A 17676-nucleotide genomic window follows, 5' to 3' on the forward strand; every position below is an offset into this window, starting at 1 on the left:
CGCTGTGAGAGTTTAGCTCTCTAGCCTAAGGCTCAGGGCCCTGCACCATCATGGTGTGGGGCCCTGAGCCTTTTGGTGTGTCTGATGGCTCCCTGCTGGAGGTGAGTAATAGGGGTGCTTCTAGGGCCTTGGGAAGGGGCGCTTGTTGAGCGGTTAGATAGGATAAGGAAAATATAGTGTCATAGAAGTGGTACGGGGGTGTTTGGACGTGCCCCGCGTTACTTCTTATGTGATAATTGGTGTAGGACGTTCCGTCATCCCACATACGGAACGACACCGTGCGCGGGACGGTCCGCGCTACGCAAGAACACACTGAAAGGACACCGCTGCTATGAGCAACGTTCCCGCAGAACTCTCGTACACTTCTGAGCACGAGTGGGTTTCCGCTCTCACCGCCGAGGGCACCGTACGTGTTGGTATTACCGACCACGCTCAGGATGCACTGGGTGACGTCGTCTACGTCGACCTTCCCTCTGTCGGCGACTCTGTAGCTGCTGAGGATAGCTTCGGTGAGATTGAGTCCACCAAGTCTGTCTCTGATCTTTTCGCTCCCATTGCGGGCGAGATTGTCGCAGTGAACGAGGGCCTGGAGGATGACCCCGCACTGGTTAACTCCGATCCCTACGGCGAGGGCTGGATCATTGAGATTCGCCCCGAGAACGCTGATGACCTGGCGAACCTGCTGGATGCAGAGGCGTACAAGGCTGAGCTGGACAAGCTCTAAGTCGATAGACTCTAAGACCTTCTATAGGCCTCGGATAAGAGGTATGTAGTGGTGAGACGGCGAGACCGATTGGTCTCGCCGTTTTTCTTTTAAAATGCACACAAACGCAAATAGTTGGGCGCATTTAAGGTTCGTCTTGAAGGTGTAGGAATTCACTAAAGGGGCTTGAAGGATGACTAAACCCCTAGTGGGAGCCTCTTTCAAGTTAAATGTGATGAAAACTTCAACTATCGCGAGAAGATAAAATTTTCCTCGTAAAGCAGTCCAATATGAGATATATGTGTTCGAAGTATTGGAATTTTGCTAAAATTGGTACTGTCTCTACTGATTAATGTTTGATTGTGTGGCTATTTTTGGGTTCAAAAAGCCCCTGAAAAGGGCGAACTAAATAGCAAAATGCCTTGTGAGGCTATAAGATTGTCTCGAAGGTTTGCGGTTTATCATTTCGTGATAAACAACTAAACTTATCTATCACACTCTCAACACTAAGCAAAGATGTTCGGCACGGAGCGAGACCCCCGACCGGGGGAACGAGCCACTCACTCAAATTTCGGCTCGTATCGACATCGTCTGAACAAGTACCCGAAAGACATAGATGACCTCACGCATCGATGAGAACCTCACTAACGCTGAGGTTCAACTAGAGGACGTGGAGAACGGCGGCTCTGACCGTAACCCGCGTGACGTTAAGAGCCGGACCATTGGTCAGGTTCTTAGCCAGCTTGACCTGGAGTTCCCCGGAATTAGTGCATCCAAGATCCGCTTCCTGGAGGAGCGCGGTCTCGTGCACCCCAGCCGTACCGAAACCGGTTACCGCAAGTACTCCCAGACGGATATTGAGCGCCTGCGCTACATCCTCACCATGCAGCGCGACCACTACATGCCGCTCAAGGTAATCCGTCAGCACCTGGAGGACATGGAAGCCGGTCGCGTACTGAACTCCATGCCTGCCACCGTAAGCGAAGACGTGCTAGACACCGTCCTTGGCCCGAACGAGCAGGAAGGTCGCACCTACACTCTCCGCGAGCTGGCAGAATACGCTAACACCACCCCCGAACTGATTCGCGAGCTGATTGACTTTGGACTGCTCGAAGACGGTTCGGATGTGGAGTACACCGATTACGATGTGCTGATTGCCCGCGTTAGTGCAGAACTGACCCAGCACGGCATTCAGCCTCGTCACCTGCGCGCATTCAAGTCAGCGGCAGACCGCGAAATTTCCCTCGTGGAAATTGCGGTGGCTCCGCTGGCATCACGCCGCGACGCAGCCTCTCAGGCTCAGGCGCAGGAACGAGCCGACAAGATCCGCAAGTTGTGCTTGCAGCTGCACGCAACTCTGGTCGAATCGGCGATGCCTACCTACGAGTAGGCGCACGAAGACGCAGACTACCGGACAGTCTGCTGCTCGTAAACCCTCAGCGGTTCTACCACACCCCAAACGGGGATTTCCCTCGGGAAACACCACTGACCATGGTGATTCCCTCTATAGTCCCTACCCCTTACCAACGGGTAGCGGCCTCTAGACTTGGACGAAGCCGACGCTGGCACGCTCGGAATTTCTACCCCTTCGTCCAACACGAAGAGCTTTCTCACCAGGGGGCTCCCGGCCTGCCAAGGCTGTTCACTCAACTCAGCTGTAAATGCGTACGGACTGCTCCGTACGCATTTACTTTTTAAACTCCCCTGTGGGATGGATACCCAGAAAAAGCGAGGAGAATAGCGGGGGAGGAGCACCCCCACAGGGCGTTAAAGAGGTACGAATGAATCTGAAAAGATCATTCGCTTCGGTGGGTTCAATTTTAAGTAGAGCCCTCTATCAGTTAAAATAGATTGAACAACCGCGCCTATCGCGCATCGGTCGCACTATCGAATCGTGTTCTACGAACCGAATAGTCGAGCCAATGTGTAGTATTGAAAACCGCGTAGCTAACCTCGCAGAGGGAAGCCACGCGAATCATAGATGCAGATTCTAAGGCCTAGCCCTAGAATCTCACCCCGAAAATCGGGGCTACACCGGAACGAAGTCGACCACATTTGATAGGGCGCGGTGAATCGCATTAAACGGGTTAACGAAAAGGAGGGACCGTGCTAGAGCAGCAGGTAGCCGAAAATGCAGGCGAGGCCGCAGGCACCCATGAGGCACCCCAGGGCTTCGACCAGCCCCTGGATGGCTTCGACACCCTCTTCCCCGTAGCGCCGCCTCCGCGCGGTGAACAAGGCGTACTCTTCACCGACCCGGTCTCTGTCGTCGAGGAAAACCTCGGCTACCGTGGCGCCGTCGCCTGCAAGGCAGCAGGCATCACCTACCGTCAGCTCGACTACTGGGCACGCACCGACCTGGTTGTACCCACCGTGCGTAGCGCCTCCGGCTCCGGTACCCAGCGCCTCTACAGCTTCCGCGATGTGCTCGTGCTTAAGATTGTGAAGCGACTGCTCGACACCGGCGTGTCCCTGCAGCAGATTCGCACCTCCATCGAGCATCTGCGTACCCGCGGCATTGACGACCTCGCGAACATCACCCTGATGAGTGACGGTACCACCGTCTACGAATGCACCTCCCCGAGCGAGGTTATCGACCTGGTTCAGGCTGGTCAGGGCGTCTTCGGTATCGCGATTGGCCGCGTCTGGCGCGAAATCGAAATGAACCTCAACGGCCAGCCCGGCGAAGAGATGCACGAAAACTTCGAAGGCGACGAACTTGCCGCCCGCCGTGCCCGCCGCGCACAGGCATAAAACACAAAACGTGAATCAGCCCGCGCTCACTACCTATCGGGTAGCGAGCGCGGGCTGAAGCTTTAAATGCGAGGGAATATTCAATGCTCACTTGAGAAAAAACTCAAGATACACCCCTGTCAGAGCCAGAAGAAAAGCGAAGATTCGCTAAAATAAAGGGGCATTACACCTCACTCATAAAAGGGACCTGCATGCCCCGCATCGTCAGTATCAGCAGCCTCAAGGGTGGCGTTGGCAAAACGTCCATCACTTTGGGGCTCGCCTCCGCGGCATTACACAGCGGACTCTCCACACTTGTTATTGACCTCGACCCCCACGGCGACGCCAGCACCGGCCTGGCAGTGGATGAAACCATCCCCGACGTCGCCTCCCTGATTGCCAGCTCCAATGAGCGCGCCTTCGCGGAGGAAGCCGGTAGCTCCTCCTGGAACGCGCTCGTCGGCAAACCCACCCTGCTGACCAATAACCCCGTGACCACCGGTAGCGTGAAGGTGGCGCGAGGCTCGGCGCGCTCCACCCTCGTGGACCGGCAGGAAGCCGCGCCGTTCATCCGCCGATTCAAGCGCATGGTGGAGGCGGCAGCGGACGCCTACGACGTGATTCTGATTGACTGCCCGCCGTTCCTCGGAACCCTGTCTTCGATGGGCTGGGCGGTGAGTGAGCGTATCCTCTCGGTCGCTGAGCCTTCCCTTTTCTCTGTAGCGGGCACCGAACGAACCCTGCGTGCCATCGTGCGCTTTCAGCAGGAAAGCGGCATCAGCATTGACGGTGCGGGAGTAGTTATCAACAAGATGCGCCCCAACGACAGCGAACACCGCTACCGACGCGACGAAATGCGCTCCCTCTTCGGCGAGCTCGTGGCAGATCCTGTGCTCGCTGAAAGCCCCGTGCTGCAACGCGCCCAGGGTGCGGCGTACCCGATTCATTTTTGGCCCGACGAAGAGTCGGTTGATCCCGCCATTGACTTCACCCGCCTGCTGGCTGGGCTCATGGCAGACCTCTAAGCGCAGACATCTACGCGTCACTAATCCGCGGGCTCACATAGTTTCAACGCTTGAGGTTTCAACGCTTGAGTGCGTCTTCTCAAAGAACCTCTGTATTTTCAGCGCTGTGTTCTCAGCCCTGTGTTCTCAGCGCTGTGTTCTTTGGGACGGCGCACTTTCGTATATCCGTCAACATTGACACTAGATAGTGGGAATAGCCGGTAGCCTCCACGCGTTATAGTGGCAGTAACAGAAATAACCCCGCCATCGAGGGGCACGCTGGGAACGAGCCCAGCCTCAACATCATCAACGAGAGGACCACATGAGCATCGAGAACGTAGAACGCATTGACGGCGTAGCACAGTACGACCTCATCGTCATCGGCTCCGGATCCGGCAACACCCTCATCGGCCCCGAATGGGACGACAAGAAGGTCGCCCTCATCGACGGCGGTATCTTCGGCGGCACCTGCCTGAACGTTGGCTGCATCCCCACCAAAATGTACGTCTACCCGGCGACCATCGCGCAGAAGACCCGCGAGGTCAAGCACCTGGGCGTCGACGCACACGTAGACGCCGTGCACTGGGCGCAGATTCGTGACCGTATCTTTGCCTCCCGCATTGACCAGATTGTTGAAGGCGGCCGCAACTGGCGTGCCGGTCTGCCCAACGTCGACTTCTACGACCAGTACGCGCGCTTCGTCGGCTCCCACACCGTCGAGCTGACCGACGGCACCCGCCTGCAGGGCCGCCAGATTGTTGTTGCGGCAGGTTCACGCGCCGTGCTGCCTCCCGTACCCGGTATCGACTCCTCCAAGGTCTACACCAATGACAACGTCATGCGCATGGACGAGCTGCCCGCCCGTATGGTCGTCATCGGCGGCGGCGTGATTGCGGCAGAATTCTCCCACGTTTTCTCCGCATTCGGTACCGAAGTAACCCAGCTGAACCGCTCCTCCCGCCTGCTACGTGGCGTGGACGAAGAGGTCGTGGCACGCTTCGAAGAAGCCGCAAGCAAGCAGTGGAACATCGTCAAGGATGCGTCCCTCTCCGAAATCCGTGAGAACGCCGACGGCAGTGTGACCGTCGTAGCTAAGCACACTACCGAGAACGGTGAAGAACTGCTCGAAATCCCGGCAGACGCTGTGCTCGTGGCAACCGGTCGTCGCCCCAACACCGACACCCTCAACGCGAAGAACTACTTCGACGTGCAGGACGGCGGCCAGCTCAGCGTCGATAAGTACCAGCGCGTGCTCTACAACGGCGCGCCCGTACCCGGCGTCTACGCCCTCGGCGACGTGTCCAGCCGCTACCAGCTCAAGCACGTGGCAAACCACGAGGCACGCGTTGTGCAGCACAACCTCAGCCACCCCGAGGACCTGCGTGCCAGCGACCACCGCTACGTACCGGCTGCCGTCTTCAGCAACCCGCAGATTGCTGTGGTCGGCATGACCGAAGAGCAGGCGCGCCAGGCGGCTGAACGTGAAGGCTTTGAGATTACCGTCAAGGCACAGAACTTTGGCGACACCGCCTACGGCTGGGCAATGGAAGACAAGATTGGCCTGTGCAAGCTCATTGCCCGTAAGGACAACGGTGAGCTGCTCGGTGCACACCTGGTCGGTGAAGAGTCCTCCGTGCTCATCCAGCCGCTCCTGCAGGCAATGAGCTTCGGCATGGATGCGCGCACCCTCGCACGCGGCCAGTACTGGATTCACCCGGCACTGACCGAAATCGTTGAGAACGCGCTGCTCGGTCTGGAATTCGACGAGCCCGCCAACTAATACCGACCGGTTCAAAGAATACCGCTCAAGGACTCAGGCTCTGAGCGGTGAGGTAAACATAGAGGAGGGGGCCGTACCACAGCGGTACGACCCCCTCCTCTCGTTTCGGTAGCTAGAGCCGGTTAGGCATTGTCGCTTTCAGGCTTCTTCTCAGCTTATGCCTTCTCAGTAGGAGCTGCAGCGGAAGAGTCCTCAGCCTTTTCCGCCTTCTCAGGCTTCTTGGCGTCGTCCTTAGCCTCCGCCTTCTCTTCCTGCGGCTTCTGCATCATTTCGGCGGTTTGCTCACGCAGCTCCTCAAACTTCTCAGCCGCCTGCTCACGCAGCTCGGCAAGACGCTCCGCCTGATGATCCGCGTACTCGTGCAGACGCTCCGCAGCCTGCTCACGCAGTTCAGCGAACTTCTCAGACTGCTCCGCCGCGTACTCCTGCAGACGAGCCAAAGAATCCGACGTGCTATCAGAAACCTTGCCGTACATCTCATCCACGTAGGAGGAGAAGTCCTGCAGAATCTTCGCGCGGCGCAGCTTCTGCGAAGGAGTCAGGTAGCCGTCCGCCTCGGTCAGATCACGGTTCATGATGCGGAACTCGCGAATACCCTCGGCGCGGGAAACCAGCTGGTTCGCCTCGTCCACGAGCTTCTGAATTGCGGCACGAACCGCCGGGTGAACAGCAGCCTCCGGGATGGAGAGTGAACGGGGCAGACCCAGGTGCTCCAACTGCTCGGGTAGGGTATCCGGATCCAGGGTCACCAGAGCCGCAATAAACGGCTTCTCGTCGCCAACCAGCATCGCCTGAGAAACCAGGGGAGAGGTACGCAGATGACTCTCCGCAATACCCGGAATCACGTTCTTACCGCCGGCGGTGACAATGATTTCCTTCTTGCGGCCCACAATCTTCAGGTAGCCGCGCTCATCGAAACGAGCCAGGTCACCGGTGCGGAACCAGCCGTCCTCAGTGAACGCCTGAGCGTCCTCTTCAGGGTTCTTGTAGTAGCTGCTAATCACGCCCACGCCACGAACCAGAAGCTCGCCGTCCTCAGCAATATAGCCTTCGGAACCGGGGATGAGCGGGCCGATCATACCAATCTGGTACGGGTTGATGCGGCCAGCCGCAATCGGGGCGCAGGTCTCGGTCAGGCCGTAACCCTCAACCACCTGCACACCCACCGCGTGGAAGAAATGAGCCAGGCGCTCGCCGAGGGGACCGCCGCCGGAGACCGCGTAACGCAGCTCGCCGCCGAGAGCCGCACGCAGCTTCGAGTAGACCAGCTTGTCGTAGAGAGCGTACTGCGCCGCCAGCTTGAGGGGCACACGACCCTCAACCTTCGCCTGCGACCAGCGCACCGCAATATCGGTGGAACGCTCAAACAGAGACTTATTGAACTTGCCGCCCTTAGCCGCCTTTGCCATGGCACCTTCGTACACTTTCTCAAAGACGCGGGGCACCACCAGCAGCATGGTCGGCTTGAAGCTATCCAGGTCAGACGCCAGGTTCTTGATGTTGGGGGAGTGACCAATAACCAGGCCAGCATCCAGCGCCAGAACCTGAATCAGGCGCGCGAGAACGTGCGCCAGCGGCAAAAAAAGAATGGAGGAGTTGCGGGAGTTCGCAATCTCCGGCTCGACCAGCCTGGTGTTGGCGCTGAGGTTCAGGAAGTGGCCGTGAGTCAGCGCGCAACCCTTAGGGCGACCGGTTGTGCCGGAGGTGTACACAATGGTCGCGAGGTCGTCACAACCGGCTGCGGAACGTACCTGCTCCAGCTGCTCATCGCTGACCTCGGAGGCGCGAGCACTGAGGGCATCAAGGTCGCCGTTCTCAATGACCCAGCGGTGCTTGAGCTGGAACGGCTCAGAAGTAGAAGCGGCGTATTCTTCAGCCTCAGCCACACGATTCAGGAGCTTCTCATCCTCGACGAAGATGGCGACAGCCTCAGAATGGGACAGCGCCCATGCAGCCTGGGCGGCAGCGTTCGTCTCATATACCGGCACGGAGATGGCGCCCGCGTACCAAATCGCGAAGTCAATGACAGTCCACTCAAAACGGGTGCGGCTCATAATACCCACACGGTCACCCGGGCGGATACCAGAGGCAATCAGGCCCTTAGCCAGGTCGGTCACCATCTGGTGGAACTGCTGGGCGCGAACCGGCTGCCAGTTACCCGGAGACATCTGACGGCGGTACAGTACCGGATTGGAGCTATCGGCACGGTGGCGCTCAACAATGCTTGTCAGGTTCAGCGAGGGGTCGACAAGAACCTCAGCGGGAGTGGAGAAGACTTTCATAATGCGCCTTTCAAATCAGGGCGTGAGCCCGTGGCGAATCCGGTGCCGCGGGGCGCCCTCGATGGTTCGAGGTGCCGTGATGGCTATCTGAATGTTCTGCCCACCTCGGCGGGTGATGCATTCGCCGGTTGGTACGCTGAACCTTCAGAATTTAGTGGTTTAGTGATGCGACAAAAGCTTGAACAGTAGAGAGAAGATACTCGGCGTCGTAGTCGAGCGTTGCCACATGGTAGCTGCGGGTCAGCCACCTAAATTCTACAGGAACTGAACAATGTTCGAGAAAATATTTGTGGGAGCTATCCGACACAGTATGATCGCCCAGTGAACGCAAATACAGAATCGGCGACTTCAACTGCGGGATCAGAGCACGAGTCTCAGCACCCAAAAGATGCAGCTGATGCACCGCCGCGGTCGGAACGATAGAATACGCGCCCTCACTCACGCCCGGAACCGCAATATCGGAACCAATCGCCTTGAGCACCGGCAGAACCTTCGACACCTTACCGGCGTGGCGCATCATCGGGTTCACATCCACCATATAGGGGTTAATCAGCACCGTACCCGCCACCGGCAGACGCGCTGACAGATGAGTCGCAACCGTACCGCCCATGGACATGCCAATGACCACCACCTGCAGGCCCTGATTAGCCAGGCGGCGGTACCCCCGCTCAGCAGAATCCAGCCACTGCTGGTACGTGCTATCACGCAAATCCTGCCAACGGGTCGCGTGCCCAGTCAGCACAGGCATCTCCACCGCGTAACCGAGCTCCATAAAATGCTGAGCCACCGGGCGCATGCTATGCGGCGAACCCGTAAAACCATGCACCAGCAAAATACCCACGGAATGCTGCACCGAATCAGGGGCAAAAGAAACAGGGGAGTGGTCGAACGCATCCTGCTCTTCCCCGAGGCGACGCGCCAAAGATTCCTTAACATTTTGGGTCGCAAGAAGCCTGCGCTCGCGAGCCTTGCGCCGAATCCTCTTAATCGGTTCCAGCGAATTATCGAAAATGCTCATGGTCCTCCTCCGCCAACCTGCGCGAGTATGAGCGCAGGTGAGGCTCTATAGCGTACCCTGACCGGCTACCACGGATACAGCACCGATGCTGGTATATCGCCCCCAGCGCACCCGATACACCGGTGCGCAGAAAAATCGTTCTCTTTTCTTTAATTATCGCGCGTTCTCTCGCTACGCTCCAGACAAGATAGAATTGACCCGGGAATATTCAGAGAGGAGTCCCCAATGCCTAACACCGCCCTCTATTCAACGCTCAAGGTTCTTGGCTCACCCCTGCTGCAGGGACTGTACCACCACGACGTGGTTGGCCTGGAAAACCTGCCCGAGGGGCCCTACATCGTCGCCAGCAACCACCTGGCATTTTGCGACTCCATTTTTATTCCTCTCGCCATGCCTCGCACCGTGAATTTCCTCGCCAAGAGCGACTACTTCACCACCCCCGGCGTGAAGGGCCGCGCCATGGCGGCATTCTTCCGCGGCGTTGGCCAGCTTCCCATGGACCGCTCCGGCGGCCAGAAGAGCCAGGAATCCCTTAACGCCGGCGCGCAGGTCCTCAAGGACGGCGGCATCATCGGCATCTACCCCGAAGGCACCCGTAGCCCCGACGGACGCGGCTACCGCCCCAAGGTCGGTGTCGCCCGCCTCGCAGTTGAAGCAGGCGTGCCCGTAGTGCCCGTCGGACAGATTGGTACCGACCTGATTCAGCCCTCCGGCTCGAACCGTATCCGTCTGCGCCATGACGGCAAGCCCATCCAGGTGCGTACCATTATCGGTAAGCCCCTCACCTTCGAGGAATACACCGACGGCTCAGACCTGAGCCACCGCGTTCAGCGTGAAATCGCCGACCGTATTGGCTCCGAGATCCGTGCCCTCAGCGGCCAGGAATACGTGGACGTGTACGCCGACCGCGTCAAGAAGCTCATGACTGATAAAAACATGAGCGCTGATGAGGCAGTCGCACACCTGCAGCACTAGGCATTGAGACAGCACCCTGAGACAACACCTCGGGTGCGCATATACTCCAGATGCGCACATACGCCAGAGGGCGGGATGCGGTACATGCCGCATCCCGCCCTTTCGTATGCGGCTCTGCAACGGTGCTCATCAACCCGCGTATCGCCGACACCGGGTGGCGCCGACACCGGGTGGCGCTATCTAAACATGTGAGATGTACCTGACTGCAGGGTTAGGTGTTGAAGCAAGCAAGAGTACAATTAGGTCTATTCGGCCTGAAGAATCGCAAGCCAGCACGCCGCACACGGCGCGCCGAGCACCCGAAACGCGGCTGAATCAGAAAACGCACAAGACCATCCCGATGGAGTGAAGATGAGCAATCAAAACCTCAACACCTCGCAGGCCACCGACCACGGCCTAGACACCTGGCGTCAGCTGCACATTGACCAGCAGCCCACCTGGAGCGAGCACGAAGATTTTGAGAGCACTATCGCCGAGCTGAACTCGGTACCGCCGCTCGTCTTCGCCGGTGAGGTCGACGCCATGCGCCAGGCACTCGGTGAGGTCGCTGAAGGCCGCGCATTCCTGTTGCAGGGCGGCGACTGCGCAGAAACCTTCGCTGGTGCAACCGCCGACAAGATCTCCGGCCGCATCAAGACCATCCTGCAGATGTCTGCAGTGCTCACCTACGGCGCCTCCATGCCCGTGGTGAAGATGGGCCGCATGGCGGGCCAGTTCTCCAAGCCGCGCTCCGCAGACATGGAAACCCGCGGCGACGTCACCCTGCCCTCCTTCCGCGGCGAGACCGTCAACGGTTTCGACTTCACCCCCGAAGCCCGCGTACACGACCCCAAGCGCATGCTGCGCGGCTACCACACCAGCGCATCCACCCTGAACCTGGTGCGCGCCTTCACCAAGGGCGGCTTCGCCGACCTGCGCGCCGTGCACCAGTGGAACCGAGGCTTCACCTCTAACCCCGCCCACGAGCGCTACGAGAAGACCGCTAACGAAATCGGCCGCGCCCTCAAATTCATGGAAGCATGCGGTGTGAACTTCGAGGCCCTCAAGACCACCGACATGTACGTCGGCCACGAGGCACTAGTTCTGGACTACGAGCGCGCCCTGACCCGCATCGATTCGCGCACCCACCTGCCCTACGACACCTCCGCACACTTCCTGTGGATTGGTGAGCGCACCCGCGGCATCGATGACGCCCACGTGGACTTCCTCTCCAAGGTCCGCAACCCCATCGGCGTGAAGCTCGGCCCGACCACCACCACCGAGGACGCACTCGCACTGATTGACAAGCTCGACCCGAACCGCGAGCCCGGCCGCCTGACCTTCATCACCCGCATGGGCGCGAAGAACATTCGCGAGAAGCTGCCCTCCATCGTTGAAGGCGTGCAGGCCGAGGGCGCGAAGGTCGTGTGGGTGACCGACCCGATGCACGGCAACACCATCTCCGTGCCCTCCGGCTACAAGACCCGTCGCTTCGACGACGTGCTCGACGAGGTTCGCGGCTTCTTCGAGGTGCACGAGGCTCTGGGCTCGTTCCCCGGCGGTATCCACGTGGAGATGACCGGCGACGACGTGACCGAATGCCTGGGCGGCTCCGACGCTATCGACGAGGCAGCACTGGCTGACCGCTACGAGTCCCTGTGCGACCCGCGTCTGAACCACTCGCAGTCCCTGGAAATCGCGTTCCTGGTCTCCGAGTACCTCAAGAACCGCGCATAAAACGTTCATACGCCTCGCCGTACTAGTCGGTGAGAAATAGCAGAAAAACAATGCCCGGGTCTTCACTCATTGTGAATGAAGACCCGGGCATTGCGTTTAACCTGTGCACCACACAGACGAGGACGGAGTGCACAGACGAGGACAGAGCGCTCGAGGGGGAGCACTACTAGAAGGTCAGGAACGCCTCAATATTGCGCCACCACTGCGACTGCACCAGTGAGGTCGCAAGCCACCAACCGGTAAAGCTCGAACCCATGCCCAGCAGAATCAGCGCCAGAGCCCAACCGCCCACCGCCATACCCGAGGGCGGGGTCCTAAACTGCTTGGCGGGCAGGCGAGGATCCTTCTGCGAAGACTGCTCGGATTCCTGAGAAGAAGCGGCCTCCTCTGCCGGTGAAGCCTCCGACGCGCTCGCCGCCCCCTTAGACTTCGAGCGACGCGTGCCGGAGGGACTCAACGAACGCTCCGCATGGATTGGGGCGTACTCGCCATGAGCCGAGATGAACTCCTGCTCCGTCTGCGGGCCAATGCCAACGGACTGAGTCAGCGGGCCCTTCGCCGCGGCGGTACGGCGGCTCATGAATGAGCCCAGACCACGCTTGCCGGATTTGCCCTTTGAGCCTTCCTGCTCCTGATCAGTGTCAGAATCGTCATTATCGGAGGCGGAACTCACCAGAGGCGGAATGCCCTGGCGGTTCAGCACGGAGTCCTCAGCATCCACGTCGGCAAGGTGCACGCCCTGACCCGCCGTCGAAGCATCGTACACGAGGCTGTCGGGGGAGTACACATCGTAGGCGAGCAGATCGCGGGCATCGCTAAACGCGCTAATCGGGGTGTTACGCACCATCTGCGCGGCACCGCTACGCTCCGCAATATCGGCAACAGCCTCCCATAGAGGAAGCTCCGGCTCCGGGCACGAGGGGGCACGCCAAGCACGCTCAGACTCACCCAACGACTCAGAAATCTCCAGCAGAGCCGTGAACAGCTCGGTCGCATCCTCCGGGCGGGCGTGAGGCTGCTTGCGGGTACACCACGAAATCAGCCCCGCAATGTCGCGGTCTGCACCCGGCGCCACATCGGTCAGCGCGGGCATCTCAATATTGGCGTTGTGGTAGAGCACCTGCTGGTCGTTCTCCAAACCCACAAAGGGCAGACGACCTGAAAGCATGCGGTACATCATCACACCGAGTGCAAAAATATCGGCTTGCGCGCCGACCTTCACCTTCGGATCAAGAACCTCCGGCGCTACGTAGGCGGGGGTGCCCATGGGGGCGCCCGCATCCACCTGATCGTCACGGCGGGAGAGACCAAAGTCCGTCAGCTTCACCTGGCCGTTAGCGTCGAGAAGAATATTGCCCGGCTTAATATCGCCGTGCAGGTAGCGGTTCGCGTGCACCTCCGAGAGCGCCTCCACCACCGGAATGAGGATATCCAGAGCCTCACCCAGGGACAGCGCATTACGTACACGTAGCAGCTGGCTCAGCGTACAACCGTGCACGTACTCGAGCACGATATACATGACCATCTGGCCCGAAAAATATTCGGTACCCGACGAAATCACGCCCACCGTATGCCCGCCGCCACCCACCTGGCGCATCGAGCGCTCCTCACGGTGGAACTTCTGACGGTTCGCTGCATCCTCAGCCAAAGCGGGGGAGAGAACCTTGAGAGCAACCGGGTTATTCGACCACAGGTCCAGCGCATAATACACCTCGCTCATGCCGCCGCGGCCAATAAGCGAACCCACCTGGTAGTGACCCTCAATAATGGCGCCACTGAGCCACTGCGAAGAACCAATAGCGGTATCCGGGGCAGCGGGACGAGTGGCGGGAGGAACAGGAGGATTTGCAGAAGAACGAGGGTTCACAGGAGAAATCCGGCGTGGGCTGGGAGTATTCATACGTCTCAACATTTTAGCCCGCCCACCTGGGCAGAAGCGATGCCAAAGGGCGCCGGGCAGGTGAACACTCAGCGAATTCTTACAAAGTGCCGGTGGACCCGACTCCACCGCAAGAACAACGGACAGGGCACAAGAACGAAAGATATATGGCAAGGCTCCAAAGCCTGCGGCGGGTCAAAAGTGGTAAATACGTGCCAGCTCTGGCACTCTTAAAAGGTGACTAACGAAAATATTGCTCAGACCTTCGCCCTCGTCGGCGATTGGGTAACCATCCCCGAAATTGCGCAGGCACTCGACCTGAAGGTGACCCGCGTTCACAACCTGATTTCTGACGGTACGCTCATCGCTCTGCGCGACCCGGAAACCAACGTGCGCAAGGTACCCGCACTGTTCATGAACGGTTCGCGAGTACTCGAATCCCTCAAGGGCACCCTCGCTGTCCTGAAGGACTCCGGCTTCAGCGATGAAGAAGCTATCGTGTGGCTGTACACCAACGACGACTCTCTGCCCGGCCGCCCCATCGACGCGCTGATTGACGGTCGTAAGACCGAGATCCGTCGCCGTGCGCAGGCACTGGCTTGGTAATCTGGCTTGGTAATAGCGGCTCAGTACTATAGCTAAATAGGTTGAGGCGGCATACTTCGGTATGCCGCCTCAACTTGTTTAACGTTCTAACTGCGTTGAACCTCTACGCCTTACGACGCAGGGCATCTATGCCTTGCGGCGCAGAGCACGACCCACGATATCGGTCAGCGCCGCATGCGTCAGCTCGTCCAGGTTCATCGCTTCCAGCGCCTCAAACACAGCCTGAGACTTCTGCTCAATCAGCTGCTCATGCTTGGCGAAAGCGCCCGAAGAAACCATCAGCTCACGGATGCGCTCCACCTGCTCATCGCTCAGCTCGGGGTCGCCCAAGCTATTGTGCAGAAGCGCCGCGTCCTTCTTGTCGAGGGCGGCGGAGGTGAGCGCCACCAGCACGGTACGCTTACCCTCACGCAGGTCATCGCCAGCAGGCTTGCCGGTCACCTCGGGCTGGCCGAAGACGCCCAGCTCGTCATCACGCAGCTGGAAACCCTCACCCAGCGGCAGGCCGAACGCACGGTAACCGGCAAGTACCGGGTGCTGCTCGCTCACGGCACCGGTGCCGTTCTCCAGCGCGGCAGCCTGCAGAGCCAGAGCACCACCAATCGTGAAGGGGTGCTCGCACGAGTACTTGGCGGACTTGAAACGAATCACGTTCAGGGCACGCTGCAGAGCTGCCTGAGCGTCCTCGGTTTCGAGAACCTCGGAGTAGACGTCCAGGTACTGACCCGCCAGAACTTCGGCGCGCATCCGGTCAAAAATGGTACGCGCAGGAGCGCCATAAATCGCTCCCTCACCCAGGGACGCGAAAACCTCGGCAGACCACGCCAGGGTCAGATCGCCGGCAAGAATGCCGCCGGTCAGACCGTAGTTGAAAGCATCACCGCGCCAACCATTCTGCTCGTGCGCCGCCTCGAAACGCTTGTGCACGGAGGGAGCGCCGCGGCGGGTATCGGAGCGGTCGATAATGTCGTCGTGAATCAGTGCGGAGGTCTGGAACAGCTCCACCGCCATGCCGGCCTTCACAATAGACCAGGACGCGCGGTTCTCGGTTACGGGTGCACCGCCGGCACCGCGCCAACCCCAGTAGCTCAACAGGGCACGCAGGCGTTTGCCTCCGGTGGAGAGGGACTCAATAGCCTCCAGCAGAGGCAGGGTTTCGGGAGAAATACCCTCGAGCAGTTCGCGCTGGCGGGCAAAAAACTCAGCCATGAGGGTGTCAAAAGCGTACAGGTAGGCTCGCTGCTCTTCAGCAATACGCTCAGCGAGGTGCGCAGAATCCGCCGGGATATTCGGTGCCGCTACGGTGAGGCTCTCGGTCGCCTGGGGAGTGGGTGCTCCGGAAGGAGAAGGGGGAGTCATACTATCCTCGCTGATGGTCGCTATGTACGGTCCTGATGCCGTGCGGTGTGCACTTCTTCTAGCTTAGTGGAGAAAAGCCCAAGAGAACGCATTTACGAACACGTTTACGATATATTACCCCTATTGTTCGTAGAAATGTGCTATATTTTCGGTAGGTGGGCGTAGAAGTTATGAGAGGAGGCGACATGGGGCAGATGCGAATCAGCAAGAATAGTGGCGTAAGGAACGGCCGCGTCATTATGCACCTGGACATGGACGCCTTCTTCGTCAACGTCGAACTCCTCGAAAACCCCGCTCTGCGCGGCGAGCCCATTATCGTGGCGCCCCTGGGCCCCCGCTCGGTCGTATGCTCCGCCTCCTACGAGGCGCGGGCTCACGGAGTACGCTCCGGGATGCCGCTCAGCCGCGCCCGGAACCTCAGCCCCAACGCCACCGTCCTGCCGCTGCGTGGCGACTACCGGCACTACTCCCGCGCCGTCATGGCAATCCTTCATGACCTGAGCCCCTACGTTGAGCAGGTCAGCGTGGATGAAGCCTTCGTGGACCTCACCGGCGCCTACCTGCACGGCCAAGACCCCGTCGCCCTGGCGCAGCGCGCTCGCGACCGCATCGCACAGGAGCTCTCCCTGCCCTCCTCCGCAGGGGTGGCACCCAATAAACTACTCGCCAAAATGGCGTCCACCGGCAGTAAACCGAATGGGCTGTGGGTCATTCCACCCGAGCGCGTTCAAGAATTTCTTGACCCGAGAAAAGTCTCCGACCTGTGGGGAGTGGGTGCGAAGAGTACCGAGCAGCTCTCCCGATACGGTATTCACACCATCGCCCAGATGAGGTCCATGAGCCTGGACTGGCTCAAAGAACGCTTCGGTACCGCCCAGGGCGAGCACCTCTGGGCCATGGCGCGCGGCATTGACGAACGCCCCGTAATCACCGAACGTGAAGAGAAAAGCATGGGTGGCGAGCACACCTTCGAGACGGATACGACCGATGCCCAGGAGGTGAGCGCTGCTATTCGGGAGCTGAGTCTCAAACTGGGAAAGCGCCTGCGATCCGCGGGGAAACTCGCCGGAGGGCTCAGCCTCAAAATTCGCTACAGCACCTTCGAAACGCACACCCGCGCTATCCCACTAAACGTGCCCGTGGACTCCGGCATGCAGATCGCTTCCCTGGTGGTGGAAGCCCTGCGAGCAGATGAAATTCTGGTGGGTCAGGAGGCGCCACGCGCCCTGCGACTCATCGGAGTGCGCGCCGAAAAGCTCGCCCGCGCAGAAGACGGGGTGCAGCAAACCCTCTTCGACTCCATCGAGAGCGGGGCAAACTCACGGTCCGCACAAACTGCCTCCTCGCAAAACGCCTCCGCACAACGAGGTGGCGGGGGAGTGGACAATAGCCCGCAGAACGGTACTCGCTCGGGAGCTGGCGCTCACTCGGGGTCTGGTGCCCGCCTCGTGAAGAGCGGCAGATGGTCCGAGGTTGAGCACGTCATGGACGCGATTCACCGTAAGTACTCACAGGAAAGCCTCAAGCCAGCCTCCGGAGTTACCGCGCCCGAGAAGAGCATTGACGAAAAGAGGTCATAAAGAGCTTCTGCCCGAAAAAAGGATGCGCCAACCCCACCCCG

13 protein-coding genes are annotated in these 17676 nt (G+C 59.5%); 9 read left to right on the forward strand and 4 right to left on the reverse strand.

Annotation, left to right across the window (positions count from 1 at the left end; all coding sequences use genetic code 11):
• Nucleotides 1–331 precede the first annotated feature (331 nt).
• The 5 genes from gcvH to HMPREF2980_RS02670 all read left to right on the forward strand — a co-directional run bounded on the left by gcvH (nucleotide 332) and on the right by HMPREF2980_RS02670 (nucleotide 6220).
• Nucleotides 332–724, forward strand: coding sequence for a glycine cleavage system protein GcvH (gcvH, locus tag HMPREF2980_RS02650; protein ID WP_049337538.1), 393 nt, complete (start codon nucleotides 332–334; stop codon nucleotides 722–724).
• A 595-nt stretch (nucleotides 725–1319) separates the two neighbouring features.
• A complete protein-coding gene (locus tag HMPREF2980_RS02655; RefSeq protein ID WP_049337539.1) occupies nucleotides 1320–2093 on the forward strand; it encodes a transcriptional regulator FtsR in 774 nt (257 codons plus the stop codon).
• A gap of 716 nt (nucleotides 2094–2809) precedes the next feature.
• Nucleotides 2810–3457, forward strand: a complete 648-nt coding sequence (locus HMPREF2980_RS02660; RefSeq protein ID WP_070604573.1) for a MerR family transcriptional regulator — start codon at nucleotides 2810–2812, stop codon at nucleotides 3455–3457.
• Nucleotides 3458–3648: 191 nt separating this feature from the next.
• Nucleotides 3649–4461: a ParA family protein gene (locus tag HMPREF2980_RS02665; RefSeq protein ID WP_005507726.1), complete on the forward strand. Its 813-nt coding sequence runs from the start codon at nucleotides 3649–3651 to the stop codon at nucleotides 4459–4461.
• 301 nt (nucleotides 4462–4762) lie between these two features.
• Nucleotides 4763–6220: a mycothione reductase gene (locus HMPREF2980_RS02670; protein WP_012903832.1), complete on the forward strand. Its 1458-nt coding sequence runs from the start codon at nucleotides 4763–4765 to the stop codon at nucleotides 6218–6220.
• Between the two features lie 155 nt (nucleotides 6221–6375).
• On the opposite strand, the gene HMPREF2980_RS02675 is transcribed toward HMPREF2980_RS02670, so the two are convergent.
• Both HMPREF2980_RS02675 and HMPREF2980_RS02680 read right to left on the reverse strand, forming a co-directional pair.
• On the reverse strand, nucleotides 6376–8502 hold the full coding sequence (locus HMPREF2980_RS02675) for an AMP-dependent synthetase/ligase (RefSeq protein ID WP_070690033.1): 2127 nt from the start codon (nucleotides 8500–8502) through the stop codon (nucleotides 6376–6378).
• Nucleotides 8503–8653: 151 nt separating this feature from the next.
• A complete protein-coding gene (locus tag HMPREF2980_RS02680; RefSeq protein WP_070688912.1) occupies nucleotides 8654–9520 on the reverse strand; it encodes an alpha/beta hydrolase in 867 nt (288 codons plus the stop codon).
• A gap of 225 nt (nucleotides 9521–9745) precedes the next feature.
• On the opposite strand from HMPREF2980_RS02680, the gene HMPREF2980_RS02685 reads away from it, so the two are divergent.
• Complete coding sequence (locus HMPREF2980_RS02685) at nucleotides 9746–10495, forward strand: lysophospholipid acyltransferase family protein (protein ID WP_049353010.1); 750 nt, start codon at nucleotides 9746–9748, stop codon at nucleotides 10493–10495.
• A gap of 351 nt (nucleotides 10496–10846) precedes the next feature.
• Nucleotides 10847–12211 (forward strand): class II 3-deoxy-7-phosphoheptulonate synthase, encoded by a 1365-nt coding sequence (locus tag HMPREF2980_RS02690; RefSeq protein ID WP_049340751.1) that lies wholly within the window; start codon nucleotides 10847–10849, stop codon nucleotides 12209–12211.
• A 166-nt stretch (nucleotides 12212–12377) separates the two neighbouring features.
• Here HMPREF2980_RS02690 and HMPREF2980_RS02695 read toward each other — a convergent pair whose 3' ends face one another.
• Complete coding sequence (locus tag HMPREF2980_RS02695; protein WP_246823645.1) at nucleotides 12378–14078, reverse strand: serine/threonine protein kinase; 1701 nt, start codon at nucleotides 14076–14078, stop codon at nucleotides 12378–12380.
• Between the two features lie 249 nt (nucleotides 14079–14327).
• Between HMPREF2980_RS02695 and HMPREF2980_RS02700 the strand changes: the two genes are divergently transcribed.
• The gene (locus HMPREF2980_RS02700) at nucleotides 14328–14696 is read left to right on the forward strand and encodes an Rv2175c family DNA-binding protein (RefSeq protein ID WP_070506761.1); all 369 of its coding nucleotides are present in this window, start codon (nucleotides 14328–14330) and stop codon (nucleotides 14694–14696) included.
• 126 nt (nucleotides 14697–14822) lie between these two features.
• On the opposite strand, the gene HMPREF2980_RS02705 is transcribed toward HMPREF2980_RS02700, so the two are convergent.
• Nucleotides 14823–16055: a polyprenyl synthetase family protein gene (locus HMPREF2980_RS02705; RefSeq protein WP_070690042.1), complete on the reverse strand. Its 1233-nt coding sequence runs from the start codon at nucleotides 16053–16055 to the stop codon at nucleotides 14823–14825.
• 185 nt (nucleotides 16056–16240) lie between these two features.
• Between HMPREF2980_RS02705 and dinB the strand changes: the two genes are divergently transcribed.
• Nucleotides 16241–17635, forward strand: a complete 1395-nt coding sequence (gene dinB / locus HMPREF2980_RS02710) for a DNA polymerase IV (RefSeq protein ID WP_070690044.1) — start codon at nucleotides 16241–16243, stop codon at nucleotides 17633–17635.
• Nucleotides 17636–17676: the final 41 nt, after the last annotated feature.

The organism is Rothia sp. HMSC076D04 (assembly GCF_001814645.1).
GTDB lineage: Bacteria > Actinomycetota > Actinomycetes > Actinomycetales > Micrococcaceae > Rothia > Rothia mucilaginosa.